Source organism: Lysobacter sp. TY2-98 (genome assembly GCF_003367355.1).
Classification (GTDB): Bacteria; Pseudomonadota; Gammaproteobacteria; order Xanthomonadales; family Xanthomonadaceae; genus Cognatilysobacter.
Map to the genome: position 1 here is coordinate 710931 of NZ_CP031413.1, position 25373 is coordinate 736303.

At 66.6% G+C, this 25373-nt stretch carries 21 protein-coding genes; 12 read left to right on the top strand and 9 right to left on the bottom strand.

Annotated features, from left to right (window positions below; all coding sequences use genetic code 11):
- The first annotated feature begins 25 nt into the window (after positions 1-25).
- Positions 26-853, top strand: a complete 828-nt coding sequence (locus DWG18_RS03460) for a dienelactone hydrolase family protein (RefSeq protein ID WP_115645444.1) — start codon at positions 26-28, stop codon at positions 851-853.
- Positions 854-892: 39 nt separating this feature from the next.
- On the opposite strand, the gene DWG18_RS03465 is transcribed toward DWG18_RS03460, so the two are convergent.
- The gene (locus tag DWG18_RS03465) at positions 893-1879 is read right to left on the bottom strand and encodes a polyprenyl synthetase family protein (protein WP_240318590.1); all 987 of its coding nucleotides are present in this window, start codon (positions 1877-1879) and stop codon (positions 893-895) included.
- Between the two features lie 162 nt (positions 1880-2041).
- On the opposite strand from DWG18_RS03465, the gene ssb reads away from it, so the two are divergent.
- The 7 genes from ssb to DWG18_RS03500 all read left to right on the top strand — a co-directional run bounded on the left by ssb (position 2042) and on the right by DWG18_RS03500 (position 10289).
- A complete protein-coding gene (ssb, locus tag DWG18_RS03470) occupies positions 2042-2530 on the top strand; it encodes a single-stranded DNA-binding protein (RefSeq protein ID WP_115645448.1) in 489 nt (162 codons plus the stop codon).
- Between the two features lie 45 nt (positions 2531-2575).
- Positions 2576-3628, top strand: a complete 1053-nt coding sequence (rfbB, locus tag DWG18_RS03475; RefSeq protein WP_115645450.1) for a dTDP-glucose 4,6-dehydratase — start codon at positions 2576-2578, stop codon at positions 3626-3628.
- A complete protein-coding gene (gene rfbA / locus DWG18_RS03480; RefSeq protein WP_115645452.1) occupies positions 3625-4518 on the top strand; it encodes a glucose-1-phosphate thymidylyltransferase RfbA in 894 nt (297 codons plus the stop codon). The genes rfbB and rfbA overlap by 4 nt, the downstream gene beginning before the upstream one ends.
- Positions 4515-5069: a dTDP-4-dehydrorhamnose 3,5-epimerase gene (rfbC, locus tag DWG18_RS03485; protein WP_115645454.1), complete on the top strand. Its 555-nt coding sequence runs from the start codon at positions 4515-4517 to the stop codon at positions 5067-5069. Before rfbA ends, rfbC begins: the two co-directional genes overlap by 4 nt.
- A complete protein-coding gene (rfbD, locus tag DWG18_RS03490; protein WP_115645456.1) occupies positions 5066-5971 on the top strand; it encodes a dTDP-4-dehydrorhamnose reductase in 906 nt (301 codons plus the stop codon). Before rfbC ends, rfbD begins: the two co-directional genes overlap by 4 nt.
- Before the next feature lie 102 nt (positions 5972-6073).
- On the top strand, positions 6074-8065 hold the full coding sequence (locus DWG18_RS03495; RefSeq protein WP_205289391.1) for a S9 family peptidase: 1992 nt from the start codon (positions 6074-6076) through the stop codon (positions 8063-8065).
- Between the two features lie 247 nt (positions 8066-8312).
- Entirely contained in the window at positions 8313-10289 is a 1977-nt protein-coding gene (locus tag DWG18_RS03500) for a S9 family peptidase (protein ID WP_115648012.1), read from the top strand.
- Between the two features lie 83 nt (positions 10290-10372).
- On the opposite strand, the gene DWG18_RS15375 is transcribed toward DWG18_RS03500, so the two are convergent.
- The gene (locus DWG18_RS15375; RefSeq protein WP_205289392.1) at positions 10373-12349 is read right to left on the bottom strand and encodes an oligopeptide:H+ symporter; all 1977 of its coding nucleotides are present in this window, start codon (positions 12347-12349) and stop codon (positions 10373-10375) included.
- A 259-nt stretch (positions 12350-12608) separates the two neighbouring features.
- On the opposite strand from DWG18_RS15375, the gene DWG18_RS03510 reads away from it, so the two are divergent.
- From DWG18_RS03510 to DWG18_RS03520, 3 genes are all read left to right on the top strand, one after another.
- Positions 12609-14669, top strand: coding sequence for a S9 family peptidase (locus DWG18_RS03510; RefSeq protein ID WP_115645458.1), 2061 nt, complete (start codon positions 12609-12611; stop codon positions 14667-14669).
- 109 nt (positions 14670-14778) lie between these two features.
- On the top strand, positions 14779-15543 hold the full coding sequence (locus tag DWG18_RS03515; RefSeq protein ID WP_115645460.1) for a histidine phosphatase family protein: 765 nt from the start codon (positions 14779-14781) through the stop codon (positions 15541-15543).
- Positions 15540-16472: an NAD(P)H-hydrate dehydratase gene (locus DWG18_RS03520; RefSeq protein ID WP_240318591.1), complete on the top strand. Its 933-nt coding sequence runs from the start codon at positions 15540-15542 to the stop codon at positions 16470-16472. Before DWG18_RS03515 ends, DWG18_RS03520 begins: the two co-directional genes overlap by 4 nt.
- A 137-nt stretch (positions 16473-16609) precedes the next feature.
- Here DWG18_RS03520 and DWG18_RS03525 read toward each other — a convergent pair whose 3' ends face one another.
- From DWG18_RS03525 to DWG18_RS03555, 7 genes are all read right to left on the bottom strand, one after another.
- Positions 16610-16834 carry a YbdD/YjiX family protein gene (locus DWG18_RS03525; RefSeq protein WP_115645462.1) on the bottom strand — a complete coding sequence of 75 codons (225 nt, stop codon included), beginning with the start codon at positions 16832-16834 and terminating at the stop codon, positions 16610-16612.
- A complete protein-coding gene (locus DWG18_RS03530; protein WP_115645464.1) occupies positions 16812-18863 on the bottom strand; it encodes a carbon starvation CstA family protein in 2052 nt (683 codons plus the stop codon). Before DWG18_RS03530 ends, DWG18_RS03525 begins: the two co-directional genes overlap by 23 nt.
- Positions 18864-18942: 79 nt before the next feature.
- On the bottom strand, positions 18943-19935 hold the full coding sequence (locus tag DWG18_RS03535) for a magnesium and cobalt transport protein CorA (protein WP_115645466.1): 993 nt from the start codon (positions 19933-19935) through the stop codon (positions 18943-18945).
- The gene (locus DWG18_RS03540) at positions 19932-21146 is read right to left on the bottom strand and encodes a DUF4105 domain-containing protein (protein ID WP_240318592.1); all 1215 of its coding nucleotides are present in this window, start codon (positions 21144-21146) and stop codon (positions 19932-19934) included. Before DWG18_RS03540 ends, DWG18_RS03535 begins: the two co-directional genes overlap by 4 nt.
- Positions 21133-21996 (bottom strand): transporter associated domain-containing protein, encoded by an 864-nt coding sequence (locus DWG18_RS03545; protein WP_115648014.1) that lies wholly within the window; start codon positions 21994-21996, stop codon positions 21133-21135. The genes DWG18_RS03540 and DWG18_RS03545 overlap by 14 nt, the downstream gene beginning before the upstream one ends.
- Positions 21997-22106: 110 nt before the next feature.
- The gene (gene ybeY, locus DWG18_RS03550) at positions 22107-22571 is read right to left on the bottom strand and encodes an rRNA maturation RNase YbeY (protein ID WP_240318593.1); all 465 of its coding nucleotides are present in this window, start codon (positions 22569-22571) and stop codon (positions 22107-22109) included.
- A 16-nt stretch (positions 22572-22587) separates the two neighbouring features.
- The gene (locus DWG18_RS03555; RefSeq protein ID WP_115648015.1) at positions 22588-23571 is read right to left on the bottom strand and encodes a PhoH family protein; all 984 of its coding nucleotides are present in this window, start codon (positions 23569-23571) and stop codon (positions 22588-22590) included.
- 115 nt (positions 23572-23686) lie between these two features.
- Between DWG18_RS03555 and DWG18_RS03560 the strand changes: the two genes are divergently transcribed.
- Entirely contained in the window at positions 23687-25372 is a 1686-nt protein-coding gene (locus tag DWG18_RS03560) for an amidohydrolase (RefSeq protein WP_115645472.1), read from the top strand.
- Position 25373 lies beyond the last annotated feature (1 nt).

Here is a 25373-nt window from a genome sequence, read left to right on the forward strand (position 1 = left end):
CGGCCGTCCCCAGCCGGAGGCTCCCATGTCGATCGCCCGTCGGTACCGCATCGCTTCGACCGCTCTCCTCCTGCTCGCCGCCGCGCACGCGCAGGCGGCCGTCCGCACGCGCAACGTCGACTGGACGCTCGATGGCGAGAAATTCCAGGGCGTGCTCGTCTATGACGACGCGGGTCCGAAGAGCAAGCCGGGCCTCGTGATGGTGCCGAACTGGATGGGCGTCAATCCGTCCGCAGTGGAGAAGGCGAAGAAGGTCGCAGGCCGCGATTACGTCGTGCTCGTCGCCGATGTGTACGGCGCGAATGTTAGGCCAAAGGATGCAAAGGAAGCCGGCGCTGCCGCAGGCGCACTGAAGGGCGACCGTGGCAAGCTGCGGGCGCGCACGCAGAAGGCCGTCGATGCGCTGCGCGCCCAGGCCCGCAGTGCGCCGCTCGACGCCCGCCACATCGGCGCTTTCGGCTTCTGCTTCGGCGGCACGTCGGTGCTGGAACTCGTGCGCAGCGGTGCGGCACTGGATGGCGCGGTGACGCTGCATGGCGGCCTCGATGCGACCACGTCCCGCGCAGCACCGGGCACCGTGAAGACGCCGCTGCTTGTGCTCAACGGTGCGGCGGACAAGAACGTGCCGCGCGACGATGTCGCCAAACTGCAGGCGGAGATGACGGCAGGTGGCGGTGATTGGCAGTTCGTTGATTTCGGCGGCGCGGTCCACTGCTTCGCGGAAGCCGATGCGGGCAACGATCCGAACAGCAATTGCCGTTACGACGCGAAGCAGGCGCCGCGCGCGTATCGCATGCTTGCCGACTTCTTCGCCGAGCGTTTCGCTTCGGCGCGAGCGGGGGTCAGGAAGTGATTCGCGAGCGCATGTCCCGCATGCGCCTCGACCGCGCCGTCAAGTCTGTCGACTGACCGCGTAGTGCGCCAGGCCGCGTAGCGCGTCGGTATACGCGTTCGCCGGGAGCGCGGCGAGAGTGCCCTCGGCCCTCGTCGCGTATTCCTCGGCGCGGCTGCGGCTGTAGTCGAGGCCCCCGGTGGCGCGGATTGCCGCGATGACCTCATCGAGCGCGTCGACGTCGCCATTCGACACGATCTCGCGCAGGCGCCCGGACGTTGCCGCGTCGCTATGTCTGATCGCGTGGATCAGCGGCAGGGTCGCCTTGCCCTCGGCGAGGTCATCGCCCAGGTTCTTGCCGAGCGCATCGGCATCCGCGGCGTAGTCGAGCACGTCATCGGCGATCTGGAACGCGTAGCCGAGGTCCAAGCCGAAGGATTCCAGGGCGTCGCACTGGTCCCCCGGCGCGCCGGCAAGCAGGCCGCCGAGGCGCGTCGCCGCCGCGAACAGCACCGCGGTCTTGCGTTCGATGACGCGCAGGTACGCCGCCTCGTCGGTATCAGGGTTGCGGATGTGCAGCAGCTGCAGCACCTCGCCCTCGGCGATGCGGTTGGTGGTGTCGGCAAGGATCCGCATCACCTCGGGCTTCTCCAGCTCGACCATCAACTGGAAGCTGCGCGAGTACAGGAAGTCGCCGACCAGCACGCTGGCGGCGTTGCCCCACACCGCGTTCGCGGTGCGGCGGCCGCGGCGCATATCCGATTCGTCGACGACGTCGTCGTGCAGCAGGGTGGCGGTATGGATGAACTCGACCACCGCGGCGAGCTGGTGCGCGCGCGGGTCGATCGCCGATTCGCTACCCGCGGCGCCCGCCGCGAGCAGGAGCAGCATCGGCCGCAGGCGCTTGCCACCGGCGCTGACGATGTACTCGGCGACCTGGTTGATCAGGACGACGTCGGAGGCGAGGCGGTCCCGGATCAGGGCATCGACCGCGGCCATCGGGGCCCTGGCGAGCGCCTGGATCTCGGACAAGGACGGGGACGGCATCGACGCGTCTCGATCGGTGGGAAAGCGGCCGGCGATTATAGGCGGGCCCCGTCATCGCCCGGAGATTTCCGACGCACGAAAGGGGCTCCGGACGACCCACAGCGGCCGCCGGGTATAATCCAATGTCGGTCGTCAACCACGACCCACTCGAAGGAAAGGCACATGGCACGCGGCGTCAACAAGGTCATTCTCGTCGGCAATCTCGGCAACGATCCCGAGGTCAAGTACACCCAGGGCGGCATGGCGATCACCACGCTCAGCCTGGCGACGACCAGCTCCCGCAAGGACCGTGACGGCAACCAGCAGGAAAAGACGGAATGGCACCGCGTGAAGCTGTTCGGCAAGCTCGGTGAGATCGCCGGCGAGTACCTGAAGAAGGGTCGCCAGGTCTACATCGAGGGGCGCATCGAGTACGGCTCGTACGAAAAGGACGGCGTCAAGCACTACACCACCGATATCGTCGCCGACGAGATGCAGATGCTCGGCGGTGGCAGCGGCGAGGGTGGCGGTGGTGTTCGCGGCGAATTCCGCGGCGGCGGGGATCGTCCGCAGCGTGCGCCGCAGTCGGCCCCGGCTCCGCGTCGCGAAGCGCCGGTCGCCCGCAACAATGACTTCGGCAGCGACTTCGCGGACGACGATATTCCGTTCTGATCGCTCGCGTGCCCTGACACTCCCCATATTTCAGGAGCATTTCGCTTGACCACTTGGCTCGTGACCGGCGGCGCCGGTTTCATTGGCGGCAATTTCGTGCTCGACGCCGTCCGGCGCGGCATCCGCATCATCAACCTCGACGCGCTCACTTACGCCGGCAACCTCGACACGCTGTCGTCGCTGGATAGCGATGCGAATCACGTGTTCGTGCAGGGCGACATCGGCGACGCGACGCTCATCGAGCGCCTGCTCGCGGAGTACCGCCCCGACGCGATCGTGAATTTCGCGGCTGAGAGCCACGTCGACCGGTCGATCGACGGTCCGGCGGCGTTCGTGCACACCAACGTGGTCGGCACGCTGAACCTGCTGGAGAAGGCGCGCGACTACTGGCGCGCCCTCGATGCCCCCGCGCGCGACGCGTTCCGCTTCCTGCACGTCTCGACCGACGAGGTCTACGGCTCGCTGGGCGACGAGGGCAAGTTCACCGAGACAACGCCTTATGCACCCAACTCGCCGTATTCGGCGTCGAAGGCGGCGTCTGACCACCTCGTTCGCGCGTTCCACCACACGTACGGGTTGCCGGTCCTGACGACGAACTGTTCGAACAATTACGGGCCGTTCCAGTTCCCGGAGAAGCTCGTTCCACTGATCATCGCGCGTGCGCTTCGCGGCGAGCCGCTGCCAGTCTACGGTGACGGCCGCAACGTGCGCGACTGGCTTTTCGTCGGCGATCACTGCGCGGCGATCCGCCGCGTGCTCGAAGCCGGCCGTGTGGGTGAGACCTACAACGTCGGCGGCAATGCCGAGCGCGAGAACATTGAAGTGGTGCGCGCGATCTGCCGCCTGCTCGATGCTAAGCGTCCGCTGGCCGACGGACGTCCGCGCGAATCGCTGATCACCTTCGTTGCCGATCGTCCGGGCCATGACCGTCGCTACGCGATCGACGCGTCCAAGATCGAACACGAACTCGGTTGGTCACCGACGCTGACGTTCGAGCAGGGCATCGAGCACACCGTCGACTGGTACCTCGATCACCAGGCGTGGGTCGAACGTGTGCTCGACGGCAGCTACCGTCTCGAGCGGATCGGCCAAGCATGAGCACGACCGGTCGCAAAGGCATCATCCTAGCCGGCGGCTCCGGCACGCGGCTGTACCCGATCACGCAGGCGATCAGCAAACAGCTCCTGCCGATCTACGACAAGCCCATGATCTACTACCCGCTGAGCGTGCTGATGCTCGCGGGGATCCGGGACGTGCTGGTGATCAACACGCCCCACGAGCAGGCGCTGTTCAAGCACCTGCTCGGCGACGGTTCGCAGTGGGGCATGCGCATCGAATACGCGGTGCAGCCGAGTCCGGATGGTCTTGCGCAGGCGTTCCTGATCGGCGAGGAGTTCCTCGCGGGCGCGCCGAGCTGCCTGGTGCTCGGCGACAACATCTTCCACGGCCCCGGCCTGACGACGATGCTGCGCGAGGCCGATGAGCGCACGGAGGGTGCGACGGTATTCGGCTATTGGGTAAAGGACCCCGAGCGCTACGGTGTCGCTGAATTCGACGCGGATGGTCGCGTGGTGGGAATCGAAGAAAAGCCGGTCCAGCCGCGCTCCAACTATGCGGTCACGGGCCTGTACTTCTACGACGGTCGCGCCAGCGAATTTGCATCGCGACTCGCGCCGTCGCCGCGTGGCGAGCTCGAGATCACGGATCTCAATCGCGTGTATCTGGACGAAGGCGCGCTCCACCTGCAGCGCCTCGGTCGTGGCTATGCATGGCTCGATACCGGCACGCACCAGTCCTTGCTTGAGGCTTCAAACTATATTGAGACGATCGAGGCTCGACAGGGGCTTCGCGTCTGTTGCCCCGAAGAGATAGCTTGGAACAATGGCTGGATTTCCAACGACGATCTTGTTCGACTGGCGCAGCCACTGCGGAAGAACGGCTACGGAGAGTATCTGTTGGGGCTAATTGATCGCGGATACGTCCCTTGAAGTTGATCGAGACCGACCTGCCCGGCTGCGTGATCGTCGAACCGAGGGTATTCGGCGACGACCGCGGATTCTTCTACGAGTCGTTCAATCTTGAGGGTTTCGCAACGCATGGCCTCACGCCGTCGTTCGTTCAGGGGAACGTTTCATCGTCGCGCCGCGGTGTACTTCGCGGACTTCACTATCAGTGGCCGAAGCCGCAGGGCAAGTTCGTGACCGTGCTGCAGGGTGAAGTGTGGGACGTCGCCGTAGACATTCGTCGCGGTTCGCCGACGTTCGGGCGCTGGACGGGCGTGACGCTGAACGCCGAGAACAAGCGTCACTTGTGGATTCCTGAAGGATTTGCGCACGGCTTCGTCGTGACCAGCGAAGCGGCGTTGTTCTCCTACCTCTGCACCGCGACCTACGATCCGGCTGCAGATGCCGCGATCCGATGGGACGACCCGAGTCTGGCGATCGATTGGCCGGTCTCAGACCCTTCGCTGTCGGGCAAGGACGCTGCCGCACCTTATCTTGGCGATATTGCGCTCGAACGGCTGCCCGAATTCACATGAAGCTCCTGGTCATAGGCGCGACCGGACAAGTGGGGCGCGAACTCGTTGAGACGACACATTCGCTCGGATCGCGCGTCGCGACTACACGTTCTGGAATGATCGACAGCGACGTCGAGTGTGTATCCCTCGATGTCCGCCAGCTGGACGAGGTGCGTCGCGTCGTGCGATCAGTGGCGCCGGACGTCGTCATCAATGCCGCAGCGTACACGGCAGTCGATCACGCCGAATCTAATCGTGATACCGCGTTCCATGTCAACGCGGAAGCGGTGGCGGCAATGGCCGACGCGTGCCGCGACATTGGGGCGCGATTTGCCCATTACTCGACCGACTACGTCTTCGATGGCTCGTCGCGCGTCCCGTACACCGAGACCTCGCCAACGTGTCCGTTAGGCGTCTACGGCGCAAGCAAGCGCGCAGGAGAAGAAGCGATTCTCGCGTCGGGTGTAGACCACCTCATCCTGCGCACGGCGTGGGTGTACGCGAGCCATGGCAGCAATTTCCTGCGGACGATGCTGCGGCTTGGGAGCGAGCGCGATGAGCTTCGCGTTGTGGCTGATCAGATCGGCAGCCCTACGCCGGCGCGGTGGATCGCCGAGGCCACGGTTGCGTTGCTGGCGCGGCCCGTTGTGCCGTCCGGAATCGTGAACGTTGTTGCCGCCGGCGAGACCAGTTGGCACGGGTTCGCGACGGCCATCTTCGAGGAAGCCTCGCGCCTAGGTGTCCTGCAGCGAACGCCGCGTGTCATTCCGATTCCGTCGAGCGATTACCCGACGCCGGCACGTCGCCCCGTGTATTCCGTGCTCGATACCTCGCGTCTCCGGGTGCTTGGGATCGAGCCGCCGCCGTGGCGTGAAGGCCTCGTGCGCGAGTTGTCCCGGCTGGCCGCGGCGGCGGCAGGTTGAGATAATCTAGGTGAAGCGGCGACGAGGGGATCGCGCCGCTAAGGTCTGGAAAACCGGACCTCAGTGCGACGTGTCGTTAGACACCGGATCAAGGGGATCACCATGAAGTGTTTGCAGGTCGCGCTGTTGGCAGCGCTGGTTGTTGCCGTACCCAAAGTCGGCGCGGTGGATATCGAGCCGTTCATCCGCAAGGACAAGTTCGAGCAGATCAAGCTTTCGCCCAGCGGTGAGTACTACGCGGCGACAGTCCCGCTCGAGAAGCAGACCATCCTAGCGATCGTTCGTCGTGCGGACAACAAGGTGCTCAGCAAGTTCGGTATGGGCGAGAACACGGTCGTTCAGGCCGTCCATTGGGTGAATCCGACCCGCGTCCTGTTTTCCATGGGCGAGAAGTTCGGCGCTCTCGATCAGCCCTCGGGTACCGGCGAGCTGTATGCGCTGGACGCCAAGGAGGGCAGCACCGGTGAGTTGATGGTCGGGCAGCGCGTCGCGACGAACACGGGTTCGGGCGCCGGGTCGCACATCCAGGCCAAGAAGGTCGAGATGGTGTGGGCCGAGCTGATCGACGATCTTCGCGACGACGATCGCAATGTGCTCGTGGAGGTCGGTACGTTTGGCGCGGACTTCCCCCGCGTCGAGCGCATGGACGTGTACACGGGCCGGCGCCTTCGCGTCGCCAGCGCGCCGGTTCGCGGTGCGACGTTCGGAACCGACCACTCCGGCGCGGTCCGCTTCGCATCCGGACAGGAATTCGATAACCACCAGAAGCTCTACTACCGCGACGGCGACAACGGCGAGTGGCGCCTGATCAACGATGAGGCGGAGAGCGGGCTGAGCAAGGAGCCCGTCGGGTTTTCCGCTGACAACAAGAAGGCGTATCTGCAGGTCGAGGCCGCGCATGGCCCGGATCGCATCGTCGAGTGGGATCCGGCAACGAACACGACGCGTGATCTTGTCGGCGACGACACGGTCAATCCGTTGGGCGTGCTCCACGAGTTCGGTACGGACGTGCCGGTGGGGGCGGTATTCGACAAGGCGCCGATGGTGTCGAAGTTCTTCGATACATCGAGCCGTCGCGCGACCGTCCAGAAGAATCTCGAAGCGGCGTTTCCGGGGCAGGACGTCTTCGTGACGTCCCAGACCGTGGATGGCGGCCTTGCGCTCGTCCTGGTCAGCAGCGACCGCAACCCGGGTGACTACTACCTGTTCGATACCAAGACGCAGAAGGCGAGCTACCTGCTCAGCAACGGCGAGTGGTTCGATCCGGATCACATGAACCCGACCCGAGAGATTTCGTTCAAGGCCCGCGACGGGATGGTCGTCCACGGCTACCTGAGCCGCCCGCTGGGTAGCGAGGGCAAGCGGCTCCCGATGGTCGTGTTTCCGCACGGCGGTCCGTTCGGAATCCAGGACTACTGGGGCTTCTCGCGCGACGTGCAGATGCTGACGAGCGCCGGTTATGCCGTTCTTCAGGTGAACTATCGCGGTTCGGGCGGCTACGGTCATGACTTCCACGAAGCGGGCCGCAAGCAGTGGGGCGCCGCCATGCAGGACGACCTTACCGACGCGACCAAGTGGGCGATCGCACAAGGCGAGGCCGATGGTGCCAAGATCTGCCTCTATGGAGCGAGCTACGGTGGCTACGCGGCGCTCATGGGCGTCGCGAAGGAGCCGACGCTCTACCGGTGCGCGGCCGGCTACGTGGGTGTCTATGACCTGCCGACGCTGTACACCGATGGCGACACCCATCAGCGGGCTTACGGCCGCAACTTCCTCGAAGACTGGGTGGGCTCACGCGACGCGATCGCCGCCGTTTCGCCGACGCGCATGGCCGATCGGATCAAGGTGCCGGTCTTCCTGGCTGCAGGCGGCGAGGACGAGCGTGCGCCGATCCAGCACAGCAAGCTGATGGAGCGCGCGCTGATCCAGGCGGGCGTTCCGGTCGAGACGCTGTATGTCGACAGTGAGGGTCACGGCTTTTACACGCCGGAACACCAGCGCGAGTTCTACACGAGGCTGCTCGCGTTCCTGTCGAAGAACATCGGCGGTCAACCGGCGACGCCGTCTGCGGGTGGGGCGTCGACCGCGAAGTGAAGTAGGGAAGGCGAGCCACGCCAAGGAAGGGCGTCCATGGGCGCCCTTCCTTCGTCGCGACGCGCCGACAGACCACGCAGCTCAAGCGAGTTGCTAGACCCCAAGGCGCGAATCGCCCGCACAGCAGGATGGACGGGAAGTTCGGCGCAGCCGGCGCGAGGTCGGTGCCGATGCGAGCGGAGACGTCGCGACGGGATCCAGCGTCGCGGTTTCACGAACTTCAGTTCAGGGGAGTGGAATGATCAGTATGAAGAAGACCATCGCGGCGGCCGCGATGATGCTCGCGATGGGTGCGGCTCATGCCGTCGACATTGATGCCTTCATTCGCAAGGAGAAGTTTCTCGACATCAAGATCTCGCCGACCGGCGAGTATCTTGCCGCGACCGTGCCGCTCGAAGATCGCGTGGCGCTTGTCATATTCCATCGAAGCAATACGAAGCTGGCGGGCACCTTCGACCTGGGTCGGAATACGGCCGTCGCAGATTTCGAATGGGTGAACGCGAATCGCGTTCTGATCTCCGCCGCCCAGAGGTTCGGCGCGCTCGACGAGCCTTCGCTAACGGGAGAGCTGTATGGCATGAATGCCGACGGCTCCGCGCCGGAGATGCTGGTGGGGTATCGCATCCGCGAGGAACTGGGAACGCTCATCCATCCAAAGAAGGAAGAGGATGTCGCCGCGTTTCCGATCGATCCGCTGGGCAGCGATGATCGCTATGCCGTAATCAAGGTCACCCCGTTCGACGACGACCCCTACAATCGCGCCGAGCGGCTCGACGTCTACACCGGGCAGCGCAAACGCCTGGCGTCGGCGCCGGTTCGAAACGCCGACTTCATGACCGACAACGCGGGCGTCGTCCGCTTTGCGGACGGGTTCGACTCCAATCTGGCGGGGAAGCTCTACTACCGCGCAGGGGATGGCGCGCCGTGGGAACTGCTCAATGACGAAGACCGGACCGGGCATCGCGAACACGCCATCGGATTTTCGGGCGATAACAAGATCGCCTATCTCCAGGTGGACGACGACGCTCATCCAGCCCGTCTGGTGGCGCTCGATCTGGCCACGCGCGAGCGAAAGGATCTTTTCGGGGACGATGTCGCCGACCCCAGCCTGATTCTCTATCGACATGGTACACGCGAGCCGATCGGTGTCGTGTTCGATGGCGGCAAGGGGCGAACGGCCTTCTTCGATGACGCGAGCGCCGAGGCGCGGATGCAGCGGAGTCTTGAAGCCGCCTTTCCCGCGAGCCGCGTTTTCGTCACCTCTGGAACGTCGGACGGTCGCCTCGCGCTTGTGCGGGTGTCGAGTGATCAGAATCCCGGTGACTACTATCTGTTCGACACGACCACCAAGAACGCGTCTTTCATCGTCAGCAGCCGCGAGTGGGTTGATCCCGCTGCCGTCCACCGTGTTGAGCCGATTGCGTTCAAGGCGCGAGACGGGATCGAGATTCACGGCTACCTGACACGCCCGTCGACCGCGGCTAGGAGCAAGGTTCCGATGGTCGTCCTGCCGCACGGTGGTCCGTTCGGTGTCTATGACCGCTGGGATTACGACGTCGAACGCGATCTTCTTGCCAGTGCGGGGTACGCCGTCCTGCAGGTGAACTTCCGCGGCTCGGGCGGTTACGGACGCGGATTCGAGCAGGCAGGCGCCTACCAGTGGGGGAAGGCGATGCAGGACGACCTGACCGACGCCACACGGTGGGCGATCGATCAGGGGGTCGCTGATGCATCCCGGATCTGCCTCTACGGCGCGAGCTACGGCGGATATGCGTCGCTGATGGGCGTCGCGAAAGAACCCGACCTGTATCGCTGCGCGGCGGGCTACGTCGGTATCTATGATCTGCCGATGCTGTATTCGAAGGGGGACATTAACGACTCCCGCAGTGGTCGCAGCTATCTGCGGCAGTGGGTGGGACCAGAGAACGATCTGCCAGACACTTCGTCGCCTGTGAGAATTGCGCAGCGGATCAAGGTTCCGGTGTTTCTCGCGGCGGGCGGCGAGGATCGACGCGCTCCGATCGAGCACAGCAAGTCGATGGAGCGGGCGCTGAAGAAGGCGGGTGTTCCGGTGGAGACGCTGTACTACGACACCGAGGGCCACGGCTTTTACACCATCGAACATCAGCGGGAGTTCTATACGAGGTTGCTCGCGTTCCTCTCGAAGAACATTGGTGGCGAGGCCGCGACGCCGTCGACGGGCGGAGTGTCGACCGCAAAGTAATTTGCCCGGAGCATTCGACTGTCACCAACAAGAAGGGCGCCCTCAGGCGCCCTTCTTGTTTTCGTTGATTGCACGCGACGTCTTCAGCGGACGCCATGCATCCATTTGCGCAGCAACGGCGCGATGAGGAACGCCAGCACGGCACATCCGACACCGATCCACATCATCAGCCAGAACAGGTGCGCGTACTTCGCGCCGGCTTCGGCCATGTTGATCGTGGTGCCTTCCGGAATGTCGAGCGACGCCAGCTTGCCGAACAGTGCGGCCAGCGTTTCCGAGAACGCGGTCGCGAGGAACCACGTGCCCATCATCAGGCTGACGACGCTGCGCACGGACAGCTGCGTCACTGCGGACAAGCCGACGGGCGCCAGGCACATCTCGCCGACTTCGAGCACGAAGTAGGCGAGCACCAGCCACCACACGCTGGCCAGGCCGCCGGTAGCGCCGGCGTGTTCGGCCGCCCACGCGAGCGGTATGAAGCTCAGGCCGGCGAACAGCAGGCCGAGCGCGGACTTGGTCGGCTTGGACGGATCGAGGCCCCGGCGGCCGAGCGCCGCCCAGATCGCGCTGAAGGTCGGTGCGAGCAGCACGATGAACATCGCGCCAAGGTAGGTTAGCGAGCCCGCCGTCTGCGGCAGCACGAGCGCGTCGCGGATCAGGAAGACGAGCATCGCGACGACGGCGAGGCCGAACAGCGCGCGCGGCGCCGACGACTGCGGATTGCGATCGGACAGCGCGGCTGATACCACGAACGCGAGCGGCGCGAGCAGTAGCGAGATGATCGACCACGGTGCGGATTGCAAGAACTGTCCAAAAGTGACCGCGGGAGCGCCGGCCGCCTGCACGTCCGGCACGGCCTTCACGAGCGACGGCACGATGTCCTTGGTCAGCATGCGGTCGGTGAAGGTCACCCACGAGCCGTAGGTCTGTTCGTAAAGGGTAAAAAATACGAGGCACATGGCGATGAGCACGATGAGCGCATACATCTGTTGGCGCTGCACAGCCGAACACCGGATCGAAGTGAACCAGTGGAACCACATGACGACGCCTGCCATGACGAGCAGCATCAAGCGCAGCGCCAACGATTGATCGCGCGCGAGGTACTCCCATAGCGCGAAAACCGCGACGATCGCGAGATATACAGCCTGGCGGGCGGCGGACATTTCGCGCGCCTTCGCGAACCAGAACCAAAGCGCGCCACTAGCGAGTGCCACCATCACAATCATCAGCGTGCTGGAACTGCCGCTGCCGGCGGTCGAACTTCCGGTCGCGACTGCCCACATCAGCGCCGCAACCGGCAGCAGCCCGGCGATCGCGCCCACATAGATCGCGAGCTCACGCGGCATGCCCCACACGCGCTCGCGCAGACGCGACGGCTCCGGCGGTTCCGCGTGGCCTTCGAGGTATTTCTGTCCCCACAGGAACTGGCCGAGACCCAGCGCCATGCCGATGCCGGCTGCGCCGAAGCCGTACTTCCAGCCCAGCGTCTGGCCGAGGTAGCCGCACACGATCGACGCGAACAACGCGCCGAGGTTGATGCCCGCGTAGAACAGCGAGAAACCGGAGTCGCGACGCGGATCGTCCTCGGCATACAGGCGGCCGACGATCGTCGAGATGTTCGGCTTGAGGAAGCCGACGCCCATGATGATCAGCGCGAGCGAGAGGTAGAACGCGCGCAGCGCCGATTCATCGCGGACGACTTCGCCGCCGAGAATGTGCGCATCGTGGCCTTCGATGGTCATGCCCATGTGGCCGAGCACCAGCAGGATGCCGCCGAAGATCACGGCCTTGCGCGTGCCGAGGTAGCGGTCGGCGAGCATGCCGCCGAACACCGGGATGCAGTAGACGAGGCCGCCGTACGCGCCGAGCACGTCGTAGCCGGCGGCGTCCTTGAACAGGTGGTGCTTGAGCAGGAACAGCAGGAGCAGCGCCTTCATTCCGTAGAACGAGAAGCGCTCCCACATTTCGGTGAAAAAGCAGACGTAGACGCCCTTGGGATGGCCGAACAGGTCGCGACGGGGATCCGCGGCAGGCGCGGCGGCATTCAGGGCTGGCGTCACGCACCACTCCGGCGTGAAAAAGGTGCCCGAGTATAGCCACCGGCCCGCGGGCGGCCGGCGCAGGCCCGCGTCGTCGATTCAGCCCGCGGCGCGCGCCATTGCATGCTGCACTGCACGACGCGCGCGTCCCGCGTTCACCGCGTTCGCGACGCCGCGCACGGATACGCGACCGCGCGGCGCCGCCCCGCGTCCGCGTTCGCTTTGCCACCACCGGCCGTCCGCCTACCATCGGCGCCCTCGTCACCCCCGCGGAGTCCCGATGTCCCGTCTCGCCTTGCTGCCCCTGATGCTCGCCGCCGCGCTGCCCCTCGCCGCGGGCGCCGCGCCCCACGGTCTGCAGCCGAAGGAACTCGCCACGCTCGATCGATTCTCGTCGCCGGTGCTCACGCCGGACGGCGCGAAGCTCGTCTTCGCGCGCCGCGTCGTCGATTACGACGCGAACAAGTCGTCGACCGCGTTGTGGATACAGCCGACGTCGGGCACCGGCAAGGCGACCCGCCTCACGCCGGAAGGCTGGAACGTCAACTCGCCGCTCGTCTCGGACGATGGCAAGCGCGTCTACTTCCTGAGCTCCAAGGGCGGTTCGTCGCAGCTGTACTACGTACCGGTGGGCGGTGGCGCGCCGGTGCAGGTCACCGCGATGCCGCTCGACGTCAGCACGTATTCGCTGTCGCCGAAGGGCGATCGCATCGCGCTGTCGATGGAAACGTATCCGGACTGCGCGGCCGATCTCGCATGCAATACGAAGCACGAGAAGAAGGGCGACACGCCGAAGACTACGGGCGTCGTGTTCGATCGCATGTTCATCCGCCACTGGGATGCGTGGAACGAAGGCAAGCTGAATCGCCTGTTCGTCGCCGATCTGCCGGCCGCGGGCAAGACGGCGAACACCGCCAAGCTCGTGGGCGGCAACGTCGTCGCCGACGTTCCTTCGCGCCCGTTCGGCGACGCCAGCGAGTTCACGTGGTCGCCGGACGGCCAGCAGCTCGTGTTCAGCGCGCGCAACGCCGACCGCGACGAGCCGACGTCGACGAACTTCGACCTCTACCTCGTGCCCGCCGACGGCAGCGCCGATGCGCGCAACCTCACCGAGGCGAACAAGGCGTGGGACACCGGCGGCGCGTTCAGCGCGGATGGCAAGACGCTCTACTACCGCGCGATGAAGCGCCCGGGTTTCGAAGCCGATCGCTTCGCGCTGATGGCGATGGACCTCGCGACGGGCGAATCGCGCGAGATCGATCCGAAGTGGGATCGTTCGGCAGACGGCATCACGCTGTCGGCCGACGGCAAGTCGATCTACACGACCGCCGAGGACATGGGCGAGCACCCGTTGTGGGCGGTCGACATCGCGTCGGGCGGCGTCACCAAGCTCGTGGGCGAGGGCACCGTGTCGGCGTTCGACGTGAAGAACGGCGTGCTCGCGTTCTCGCGCAATTCGCTGAAGTCCGGCGACCAGCTCTTCGTCGGCGGCCTTAACGGAAAAGGCGTTCGCGCCGCCAGCCCGTCGGCGGGCGAGCTGCTGAAGGACGTGCGTTTCGGCGACTACGAGCAGTTCAGCTTCAAGGGCTGGAACAACGAGACGGTGCACGGCTACGTCGTGAAGCCGTGGAACTACGAGAAGGGCAAGACCTATCCCGTCGCGTTCCTGATCCACGGCGGCCCGCAGGGCAGCTTCGGCAACGGCTGGAGCTATCGCTGGAATCCGCAGACGTACGCGGGCCAGGGCTACGCGGTGGTCATGATCGACTTCCACGGTTCGACCGGTTACGGCCAGGCGTTCACGGATGCGATCAGCCAGCACTGGGGCGACCGCCCGCTGGAAGACCTGCAGAAGGGTTGGACGGCCGCGCAGAAGCAGTACAGCTTCCTCAACGGCGACAAGGCGTGTGCGCTGGGCGCGAGCTACGGCGGTTACATGGTCTATTGGATCGCCGGCAACTGGAACCAGCCGTGGAAGTGCCTGGTCGACCACGACGGCGTGTTCGACAACCGCATGATGGGCTACAGCACGGAAGAACTCTGGTTCAGCCGCTGGGAGAACGGCGGCACGCCGTGGGAAAACCCGGAGGCGTACGAGAAGTTCAACCCGATCAACTACGTCAAGAACTGGCGCGTGCCGATGCTGGTCATCCACAGCCAGCAGGACTTCCGCATTCCGGCCGAGCAGGGCATCGCGGCGTTCAGCGCCCTGCAGCAGAAGGGCATCGAGTCGAAGTTCCTCTACTTCCCGGACGAGAACCACTGGGTGCTCAAGCCGCAGAACAGCGTGAAGTGGCACGAGACGGTGAACGACTGGCTGCGCACGCACATCGGCCAGTAAGTCCGACGTTCCATGGCGACGACGCCCGGCATCGTGAGATGCCGGGCGTTTTCGTTTTGACGGGCTCCGTTGACGGCGCGTAGTCGGCGCCTTGCGCAGGCTTCGGCGCATGAACGACACGCAGAAGTGGCCCGACCGCCTGTGGATCGTCCGCCATGGCGAATCGGCGGGAAACGTCGCGCGCGAAAAGGCACGCGTGACCGACGCGCTGACCTACGACTACGGCACACGCGATGCCGATGTGCCCCTGTCGGCGCTCGGCGAACAACAGGCCGACGCGCTCGGCCGCTGGTTCGCCGCGCTCCCGGAGCACGAGCGTCCCGACGTCTTCCTGTGCTCGCCGTACGTGCGGGCCCAGCAGACGATGCGTCACGCGTTGCGCCGGGCGGGGATCGACTGCGACCGCATCCGTCTCGACGAACGTTTGCGCGAACGCGAGTTCGGCATCTTCGATGGACTCACGCGGCTCGGGGTGCGCGATCGCTATCCCGAACAAGCGAAAGCGCTCGACCTCGTCGGCAAGTTCTATCACCGGCCGCCGGGTGGCGAGAGCTGGTGCGACGTCATCCTGCGGCTGCGCAGCGTGGTCGACACGATCACGCGCGAGTACCGCTGCGACCGCGTGCTGATCGTCGCGCACCAAGTCACGGTGCTGTGTTTCCGCTATCTACTCGAGCGGATGACGGAGGCGCAGATTCTCGACATCGACCGCCAGAAGGATGTCGCGAACTGTGCTATCACCGGTTACGAGTTCGATCCGACGCAGGGCCATCGCGGCAAGCTCGTGCTCGAGCGCTACAACTTCGTCGCGCCGCTGATCGAAGCGGGCGCGCAGGTGACCACCGAGCCCGACGTGCCGGCGGGGCCGAAGTGAGCGCGCCGCGCGTCACGCCGATCTCGCCCGCGTGGTTGCGGCGCCATCCGTTGCCGATGCCGTCGCACGAAGGCGACAAGGACGCGCGCGGACGCATCCTCGTCATCGCGGGCGCCGGCGAAATGCCGGGCGCCGCGCTGTTGTCGGCGGTGGCGGCGCTGCGTGCGGGCGCTGGAAAGTTGCAGGTCGCGACCTGCGCGAGCGCCGCTCCGCTGGTTGCGGCTGCGGTGCCGGAATCGCGCGTCGTCGCCTTGCCCGAAACGCGCAGTGGCGCGTTGGCGACGGCCGCGCGAACCCGTATCGAAGCGATGTCCGAACATGCCGATGCGATCGTCGTCGGGCCGGGGCTGTTGGAATCGGATGCGATGGCACGCATGCTCGGCGGCTGGCTGGCGGCGTTGCCGGCGGTGCCGGTGGTGATCGATGCGGCCGCGCTGTGTGCATTTGATCGCGATGCCGACGCGATCGCCGACGGCAAGGCGCTACGCATCATGACGCCGCACGCGGGCGAGGCCGCGCGATTGCTGGGCTGCGAGCGCGAGGCCGTGGAGGCGCGACCGCTCGAACTCGGCATCGAGATGGCGCGCCGCTTCCGCGCGGTCTGCGTCATGAAGGGCGCGACGAGTTTCGTGATCGACGGCCCCGCGCTCGAGGCGGGACAGTCGGCGGCCATCGTGTCGAACCGCTACGGCAACGTCGGCCTGGCGACGTCGGGCTCGGGCGACACGCTGTCGGGAATCATCGGCGGCCTGGCCGCACGCGGGGCCGATCCGTTGCGCGCGACCGCGTGGGGCGTCTACTTGCACGCCGCGGCAGGCGATGCACTCGCCGAGCGACAAGGTGGGCCGCTCGGATTCCTTGCAAGAGAGCTGCTCGACGAGATTCCGCGGCTGATGCAGCTGCCGGCATCGGCGCGGCGCGCGCGCTGACGGTCGCGAGTTCACCTTGGCGCGCGGCGATCGCCCGGCGGCCGGGTACGCGGGCGTGCGGCGACGCGTGGACGCTCATGCGTCACGCACGACAGCAGGGAGAGGACCGTCGCGACGAGCGTTCCCGTTGCCTTCGCTCAACAGCAGCGCGAACGCCCGCGACCGTAACGCGCCTGCAGCCGCTCGCGGAAGAACGCGGCTTCGTCCATCGGCGCCGTGCCCGGATGTGCGCGTCGCATATGTTCCAGGTAGGCGCCGTAGTCCGGAATGCCGACCGCGAGGCGCGCTGCCTGCACGAGGCGGCGCCAGGCCTGCGAGAGCGGCAAACGCCGTGACGGGTCAGAGCGAAGGCGCCGCGACATAGTCCGTCTCCCGAGCCGTCGGGCGCACCTCGCGCCGCGCGGCGAGCATCGCACGTAAGCCGAACACGGTGGTCAGCACCAGCACGCCGACGAACAGCACGCACAACGCCGCGTCGAGCGTGTTGTTGAATGCGACGCGCTGCATGTCGGCCAACGTCTTCGCTGGCGCGAGCACGTCACCGCGCGCAGCGGCGTCGGAGAATTTCCGCGCGGCGGCCAGGAAGCCGATCTTCGGATCCGGATGGAAGAGCTTCTCCATGCCCGCCGTCACCGTGCAGACCAGCAGCCAGAGTGTCGCGATCCCGGGGACCCACAGGTACCGCTCGCGCTTCATCCGCACCATCACGACGCAGCAGAACACGAGCGCGATTCCCGCCAGCATCTGGTTGGCGATGCCGAACAACGGCCACAGCGTGTTGATGCCGCCGAGCGGATCGACGACGCCCTGGTAGAGGAACCAGCCCCAGCCGCCGACAGCGAGCGCGGTGCACAGCACGTTGCCGAGCCAGCTCTCCGTTGCGCGCAGCGGTGGGTAGGCGAGGCCTGCGATCTCCTGGAACATGAAGCGCGCGACGCGCGTGCCCGCGTCGATAGTGGTCAGGATGAACAGCGCTTCGAACAGGATGGCGTAGTGGTACCAGAACGCCATCATGCGATCGCCGCCGCCCAGGCCCGCAAGGATGTGCGCCATGCCGACGGCGAGCGTCGGCGCGCCACCGGTGCGCGACAGCACGGTTTCCTCGCCGATCGACTTGGCCGCTGCGGCGAGCGTGTCGGGGGTGATCGCGAAGCCCCAGGCATTGATCGCGGCCGACGCCGAATCGAGGGTGGTCCCGAGCGCGGCGGCCGGCGCATTCATCGCGAAATAGAGGCCCGGCTGCAGCACACAGGCCGCGACCAGCGCCATCACCGCGACGAACGCCTCCATCAGCATCGCGCCGTAGCCGATCAGCGGGATGTCGCGCTCGTTGCGCAGCATCTTCGGTGTCGTGCCCGAACTGATCAGCGCGTGGAATCCGGAAACCGAGCCGCAGGCGATCGTGATGAACAGGAACGGGAAAAGCTTGCCGGTGAATACCGGTCCCGTGCCGTCGACGAAGCGCGTCATCGCGGGCATGCGCAGGTCGGGCATGGCGATGAGGATGGCGAGCGCGAGGCCGACGATCGTGCCGATCTTGAGGAAGGTCGACAGGTAGTCGCGCGGCGCGAGTAACAGCCACACCGGCAGCACCGAGGCGATGAAGCCGTAGCCGATCAGCAGCCAGGCGAGCGTGGTGCCCTGCAGGCGGAACACCGCGCTCCACTGCGTATCGGCCGCGACGTGTCCGCCGATCGCGATCGATGCGAGCAGCAACACGAGACCGATGATCGACGCTTCAAGAATGCGGCCCGGCCGGATCCAGCGCAGCCATGCACCCATGAGCAGCGCGATCGGAATCGTCATCGCCACGGTGAACGTGCCCCACGGACTCTGCGCCAGCGCTTTCACGACGACGAGCGCGAGCACGGCGAGCAGGATCAGCATGATCGCGGCGATACCGAACATCGCGACGACGCCCGCCGCATTGCCCATCTCGCTCCGGATCATTTCGCCCAGCGAGCGGCCGTCGCGACGCGTCGAGAAGAACAGCACCAGCATGTCCTGCACCGCGCCGGCATAGACCACGCCGAACAGGATCCATAACGTGCCGGGCAGGTAGCCCATCTGCGCGGCGAGCACCGGGCCCACGAGTGGCCCCGCACCGGCGATTGCGGCGAAGTGGTGCCCGAACAACACGCTGCGCTCGGTCGGCACGTAGTCGAGGCCGTCGTTGCGGCGGTACGCGGGCGTGAGGCGCGACGGATCGATGCCGATCGCTCGCGCGACGTAGCGCGCGTAGAAGCGGTAGGCGATGAAAAACGTACTCGCCGACGCCGCCACCAGCCACATCGCGCTGACCGTTTCGCCCCGATGGAGCGCGAGCACCGACAGTGCCGCGACCGCGAGCACGCCGAGTGCCGCCCAGAAAAGTCCCGCCAGTCCCCGCATCGCACGCTCCCCGTGTGAGGCCGCGAGCGTCGCGCACGTGGTGGGCGGGGTCAATGTGCGGCGCGGCAGACGTTCGCGGTTACAGCCAGCGCGCCTTCTTGAACTTCCAGTACAGGCTGAGCGTCACCAGTGCGGTGGCGCCGATCACGATGAAATAGCTCCAGCGGCCGTGTAGCTCCGGCATGTGCTCGAAGTTCATGCCGTACCAGCTCGCGATCAGCGTCGGTACGACCAGCAGTCCCGCCCAGGCGCCGAGGCGCTTCACGACTTCGCCCTGTTGCACCGTCACCAGTGACAGGTTCACGCCGACCGCCGCCGTCAGCATCTCGCGTAGGGTTTCGGTGCTGGACTGGATGCGGATCGCATGGTCGAGCACGTCGCGCAGGTAGGGCTGGATGACGTCGTCGATCAGACCGTTCGGCATGCGGGTCAGATGGCTGATGATGTCCTGCAGCGGCTCCGCGGCCATGCGCAGGCGGGTGAGGTCGCGCTTGAGCCAGTACAGGCGTTCGACGGTTTCCTTGCGGAAGTCGGCGGCGAACACGTCCTTCTCGAGTTCGCCGAGCAGGCGGTCGTACTCGTCGACGATGGGCATGAAGTTGTCGACGATCAGATCGAGCACCGCATACAGCGCCGCGCCCGGCCCATGCATCAGCAGCGCCTTCTCGCGCTCCAGACGTGCGCGGGCCGGTGCGTAGCTCGACGACGCGCCATGGCGCACCGTCACGAAATACCGCGGACCGACGAACATGTGCGTCTCGCCGAATCGGATCGCGCCCTCGGTGCTCTGCGCGGTGTGCACCGCGATGAAGATCGAGTCGCCGTAGGTCTCGAACTTGGGTCGCTGGTGGGCGTTCTGCGCATCCTCGACGGCCAGCGGATGCAGGGCGAACTCCTCCTGCAGCTTGGCCAGCACGCTCGGGCCCGGCTCGTACAGCCCCACCCACACGAAGCTGCCGTCGTCGACGGCGAGCACCTCGCTGATCTGCTCGATGTCGATGTCGCGACGTTCGCCGGTCGCGGTATACGCGGCGCAGTTGACGACGCAGTGGGCGTACTCGGGTTCGGTCATGCGCCGATGCTAGCGGCCGGCGGGTGACGCGTGGTGCGAAGACCGGCCCATAGGCCGAGGTGGATCGGCAGCAGTAGCGCGATCCAGTGCACGTTGTCCTGCGCGCCCGATTCCAGCCACGACGCGAACATGGCGATCAGCGCCAGCCCGGCGAGTGCCGGCAGCATCTTCTGCATCAGCAGGCCGGAACCGCGGCCGCGCAGCACGCGCCATGCACCGGGCAGGGCCAGCCAGGCCAGCGGGTTCAGCATCAGCAGGTTGCGATTGGCCCATGCGAACTCGTGGACGGTGCCCGCCCACAGGAACAGCATGACCGCGCCCAGCAGCCCGGCGACCGTCCAGAACGCCAGCGCGAAGGCGGCGGCGACGCGCGGGCGGCGCGGGCCGACGGTCGCCAGCAGCGCGCCGGCGACGAGCCCAACCAGCAGCCATGGCCACGTTGCGCGAGGCGCATCGGCCGGCTCGGGCGCGATGCGGTGCGTCAGCACGGGCGACTCGCTCTCGACCAGCGGGCGACCGTCGATCTGCACCTCGCGCAACGACGCAGCGAGGCGCATCGGCACGAACGCTTCTTCCCACAACGAGAGCGGGCGATCGGAACGCGGGCCGAGGCCGACGTCGAAGCCCAGCCACATCCACGGGGCGGGTGACGCCAGACGCACGGCTTCGCTGCGATACGTCGCGCCGTGCGAACGGCCCGCCAGCTGGCGGTGCAGTTCGCCGCCGAGTGCGCGATCGACCGCATCGCGCACGCGCGTGGCGCAGTTGTCGCGGAAATAGTCGTAGCCGTAGACCGCGTTCTCGGGGCGCGCGTTGACGGCAAGCGCGCTCGCGAGTTCGTTCGCCTGCGCGTCGGTCAGGCGCAGCCACTGGATCGACACGCCGCGGCCTTCCTCGCGGTACATCGCCATGTCCTCCTCGAAGGGCAGGGCAGCGAGGCGATAACGCATGATCCCGTGCACGAAGTTGCCGACGAAGCCGGGTTCGGAGGGATCGAAGAAGCCGAAGTTGTAGGACGTCGCGGCGCCGGTGACCGGATCGATCACGACGATCGCGTCATGCCCGAAACGTTCCCAGAACACTTCCCCGGGCTGCATGGTCGCCACGCCGATGCGCGGCGCGGTCGCCGACGCCGCGAACGGCGCCAGCAGCATCAACAGGACGAGGAGCGCGCGGGCGACGGGGCCCAGGCGGCGATCAGGCGCCGCCATGCACGCCCACATGGAAGGCGTGCACGCGACGCGCGTCGGCGCCGGCGACGCGGAAGACGAAGCGATCGAGCGTCAGCTCCTCGCCGGCTTCGGGCAGGTGGCCGATCGCCGCGGTGACCAGCCCACCGATCGTGTCGTACTCGTCCTCGTCGAAATCCGCGCCGAAGCGTTCGTTGAAATCGCAGATCGGCGTCAGCGCATCGACCACGAACTGGCCGTCGGTCTGCGCGGCGATCAGTGCGTTTGGATCCGCGGCTTCGTCATGCTCGTCGTCGATCTCGCCGACGATCTGCTCCAGCACGTCCTCGATCGTGAGCAGGCCCGCGACGCCGCCGTGCTCGTCGATGACGATGGCCATGTGGTTGCGCGACTGGCGGAACTCGCGCAGCAGCACGTCCAGGCGCTTGGACTCGGGAATCAGCAGCGCGGGGCGCAGCAGTTCATGGATGGTGGCCGGGCCGTGGTCGGCGACCACGCCGCGCAGCAGGTCCTTGGCCAGCAGCACGCCCAGCACTTCGTCGCGGTCTTCGCCGTGCACCGGGAAGCGCGAATGGCCGGATTCGACCACCATCTTCATGAGGTCGAGGAAGCGGGTGTCGGCCGGCAGCGAGACCATCTGCGAGCGCGGGATCATCACGTCGCCGACGGTCATGTCCGACACCGCGATCGCGCCTTCCATCATGCGCAGGGTGTCGGCTTCGATCAGTCCATCGTTCTGCGCATCGCGCAGCAGCTCGACGAGGTCCTCCCGCGAGGAGGGCTCGCCGGACAGGGCGGAGCTGATCCGTTCGAACCAGGAACGGCGATCGGTGCCGCGTTCGTGGTGGGTACTACTGTCGTCCTCGGACATTGTCTTCGTGTCGTGCGCCACTCGGAGCGGCGGCGCCAGTCTAGCCGGTCGTCATGGCCGGCCCGTGGAGATGGGGACGCCGTACGGCCGCTTCAACGGCCGCCGGTCGCTCAATACGGGTCGGCGATGCCCAGCCCGGCCAGGATCGTGCTTTCGCGCGACTCCATGGCCTCGGCCTCGTCGTCGTCCTGATGGTCCCAACCGAGCAGGTGCAGGACGCCGTGGACGGTGAGGTGGGCGTAGTGGTCGGCAGGCTTCTTGCCCTGCTCGGCGGCCTCGCGGGCGACCACGTCGGCGCAGATCACCAGGTCGCCCAGGTCGGGCAGCGCGATGTCGGCCGGCAGGCCCTCGGGGCGCTCGGCGGGGAAGCTCAGCACGTTGGTCGCGTAGTCCTTGCCGCGGTAGGTGCGGTTGAGTTCGCGGCCTTCGTCGGGGGCGACGATGCGGATCGCGACCGACGCGGGCGCCTCGCGTTCTTCCAGTGCGGCCGCCACCCATTTGCGGAAGCTGGCCGACGAAGGCACGCCCGTGCGCGCTGTCGCGTAGCTGACGTTCACTTCGAGTTCGATCGACATCCCGCGCTCCGCGCGATCAGCTCCGGCCGGTGGCCGCGTCCGTCGCGTCGCGCGCATCGTAGGCGTTGACGATCTTCGCCACCAGCGGATGGCGCACGACGTCGCGCGATTCGAAGAAGGTGAAGCTGATGCCGTCGACGCCACGCAACACCTCGAGCGCGTCCTTCAGGCCGGACTTCTGGTGCTTGGGCAGATCGATCTGGGTCATGTCGCCCGTCACCACGGCGGTGCTGCCGAACCCGATGCGCGTGAGGAACATTTTCATCTGTTCGACGCTGGTGTTCTGCGCCTCGTCGAGGATCACGTAGGCATCGTTGAGGGTGCGACCACGCATGTAGGCCAGCGGCGCGATCTCGATGACGTTGCGTTCGAGCAGCTTCGCGACCTTCTCGACGCCGAGCATCTCGTACAGCGCGTCGTACAGCGGACGCAGGTAAGGATCGACCTTCTGCGTGAGATCACCCGGCAGGAAGCCGAGTTTCTCGCCGGCTTCCACCGCCGGGCGTACCAGCACGATGCGCTGCACGCGTGAGGAGTTCAGCGCTTCCACCGCGCTCGCGACGGCGAGGAACGTCTTGCCGGTACCGGCGGGGCCGATGCCGAAGTTGATGTCGTGCGTGGCGATCGCGTGCAGGTATTTCGCCTGGTTCTCGCCGCGCGCGCGCAGCGTGCCGCGCTTGACGCGGATGATCACTTCCTGCGGCTCGATATCGTTCGCCGCGCGCTGCTCCATGCCGGCGTCGGACAGGCGCAGGTGGATGGCGTGCTCGCTCAGCGTCTCGGTCTGGGTGTCGTCCCACAGCTCGTGGATCAGGCGGTCGGCCTGTTGTGCCGCGGCAGGCGTGCCGGTCACGCGGAACACGTTGCCGCGGTTGGCGACCTGCACGCCCAGCCGCAGTTCGACCAGGCGCAGGTGCGCGTCGAACGGGCCCGACAGGTTGGCGAGCCGCTCGGGATCGGGCGGGTCGAGGACGAAATCGCGGTGGATCAGTTCGGCCATGCGGGTCGGGATCGTGGAGTCGGGCGGACGATGCACCGGAGCGCGGTACAGGCGCGTGATCTTGCGTCGGACGGCCGTGTTGCGCAGAGTCGGCCGCCACGGCGGAGGGATCACGATGCGGATGGCGCGCGCGGTTCGGATGGTGCAGGGGCTGGGCATTGTCGCAGCCCTGTGGTCGGGCGGGGCATTCGCACAGGTCACGGTGGTGACCGCGGCGACCGTCCACACGATGGACGTCGCGCACCCCGCGGCCCAGGCGTTCGCCTATGGTGCGGATGGCCGACTGCTCGCGATCGGCACGCGCGATGCGGTGCTCGCGAAATATCCCGATGCGAAGCGCCTCGATCTCGGCGCCGCGACCGTCGTCCCCGGGCTCATCGACGCGCACGGCCATGTGGCCAACCTCGGCTACACCTTCCTGCGCGCCGATCTCGTCGGGACGACGTCGAAGGACGAGGTCATCGCGCGGCTCAAGGCCTTCGCGAACGATCTGAAGCCCGGTGCGTGGCTGCTCGGCCGCGGATGGGACCAGAACGACTGGCCCGAAAAGAACTTCCCGACTGCCGCCGACCTCGACGCCGCGTTTCCCGATCGACCGGTCTGGCTGCGACGGGTCGACGGTCACGCGGGTTGGGCGAATACCGTTGCGATGAAGGCGGTCGGGCGCGATCTCGACGGCGACTGGCAGCCCGATGGCGGCCGCATCGAACGCAACGGCGGCCGCGCGACCGGCGTGTTCGTCGACGGCGCGATGCAGCTCGTCGACACGGTGGTGCCACCGGTCGACGACGCCACCGCGACGCGCGCACTCGAACTCGGGATGAAATCGGCCGTCGAACACGGGCTCACCGGTGTGCACGACGCGGGCGTGTCGCTGGCCGACCTTCGTCGCTACATGCGCCTGGCCGATGCCGGAAAGATGCCGCTGCGCATCGACGCCATGGCCGACGGCGACCACGACGCGTTCGGGTGGTTGTGTGAGCACGGTGCATATCGGCATCCTGGCGGCCATCTCGAAATGCGCACGGTCAAGCTCTACATCGACGGTGCGCTCGGCAGCCGCGGCGCGGCGCTGTTGCAGCCGTACACCGATGCGACCGATACGCATGGTCTTCTGGTGATCGAGCCGTCGAAGCTGCGCGAGGTCACGCAGCGCGCCCGCCGTTGCAAGCTGCAGGTCGCGACGCATGCCATCGGCGATCGCGGCAACCGCGAAGTGCTCGACGCCTACCAGCTCGCACTCGGTGCGAATCCCGGCGACCACCGCTGGCGCATCGAGCATGCGCAGGTACTCGCACCGGACGATCTGCCGCGGCTCGCGCAGATGGGCATCATCGCGTCCATGCAGCCGACGCACGCCACCAGCGACATGCCGTGGGCAGAGGATCGGCTCGGCCCCGATCGCATCGTCGGCGCCTACGCGTGGCGTCGCCTGCGCGACACCGGTACGCGGCTTGCGCTGGGTTCCGACTTCCCCGTCGAATCGGTCGACCCGCGCCTCGGTCTGTACGCCGCCGCGACCCGCACCGATGCCGACGGCAAGCCGGTCGGCGGTTGGCATCCGGAAGAGAAGCTCACCGCGTACGAAGCGCTGCGCGGTTTCACGCTCGACGCGGCGTACGCGGGCTTCGACGAACATGACGTCGGCAGTCTCGAAACCGGCAAGCGCGCCGACTTCGTCGTGCTGCGCGAGGATCCGCTGGCGATCGATCCGTCGCAGCTGCGCAACCTCACCGTCGAAGCGACCTATGTCGACGGCAAGGCGGTGTTTACTGCGCCGAAGGCGTGGGGCTCGCGTTGAC

Coding starts and splice junctions, on each gene's coding strand:
- DWG18_RS03495 (WP_205289391.1), top strand. CDS start 6,074: ATGAAGTGTTTGCAGGTCGCGCTGTTGGCAGCGCTGGTTGTTGCCGTA.
- rfbD (WP_115645456.1), top strand. CDS start 5,066: ATGAAGCTCCTGGTCATAGGCGCGACCGGACAAGTGGGGCGCGAACTC.
- DWG18_RS03560 (WP_115645472.1), top strand. CDS start 23,687: ATGCGGATGGCGCGCGCGGTTCGGATGGTGCAGGGGCTGGGCATTGTC.
- DWG18_RS03540 (WP_240318592.1), bottom strand. CDS start 21,146: ATGGCGGCGCCTGATCGCCGCCTGGGCCCCGTCGCCCGCGCGCTCCTC.
- DWG18_RS03535 (WP_115645466.1), bottom strand. CDS start 19,935: ATGACCGAACCCGAGTACGCCCACTGCGTCGTCAACTGCGCCGCGTAT.
- rfbA (WP_115645452.1), top strand. CDS start 3,625: ATGAGCACGACCGGTCGCAAAGGCATCATCCTAGCCGGCGGCTCCGGC.
- DWG18_RS03515 (WP_115645460.1), top strand. CDS start 14,779: ATGAACGACACGCAGAAGTGGCCCGACCGCCTGTGGATCGTCCGCCAT.
- DWG18_RS03555 (WP_115648015.1), bottom strand. CDS start 23,571: ATGGCCGAACTGATCCACCGCGATTTCGTCCTCGACCCGCCCGATCCC.
- DWG18_RS03510 (WP_115645458.1), top strand. CDS start 12,609: ATGTCCCGTCTCGCCTTGCTGCCCCTGATGCTCGCCGCCGCGCTGCCC.
- DWG18_RS03525 (WP_115645462.1), bottom strand. CDS start 16,834: ATGTCGCGGCGCCTTCGCTCTGACCCGTCACGGCGTTTGCCGCTCTCG.
- DWG18_RS03500 (WP_115648012.1), top strand. CDS start 8,313: ATGAAGAAGACCATCGCGGCGGCCGCGATGATGCTCGCGATGGGTGCG.
- ybeY (WP_240318593.1), bottom strand. CDS start 22,571: ATGTCGATCGAACTCGAAGTGAACGTCAGCTACGCGACAGCGCGCACG.
- DWG18_RS03530 (WP_115645464.1), bottom strand. CDS start 18,863: ATGCGGGGACTGGCGGGACTTTTCTGGGCGGCACTCGGCGTGCTCGCG.
- ssb (WP_115645448.1), top strand. CDS start 2,042: ATGGCACGCGGCGTCAACAAGGTCATTCTCGTCGGCAATCTCGGCAAC.
- DWG18_RS03465 (WP_240318590.1), bottom strand. CDS start 1,879: ATGCCGTCCCCGTCCTTGTCCGAGATCCAGGCGCTCGCCAGGGCCCCG.
- DWG18_RS03545 (WP_115648014.1), bottom strand. CDS start 21,996: ATGTCCGAGGACGACAGTAGTACCCACCACGAACGCGGCACCGATCGC.
- DWG18_RS03460 (WP_115645444.1), top strand. CDS start 26: ATGTCGATCGCCCGTCGGTACCGCATCGCTTCGACCGCTCTCCTCCTG.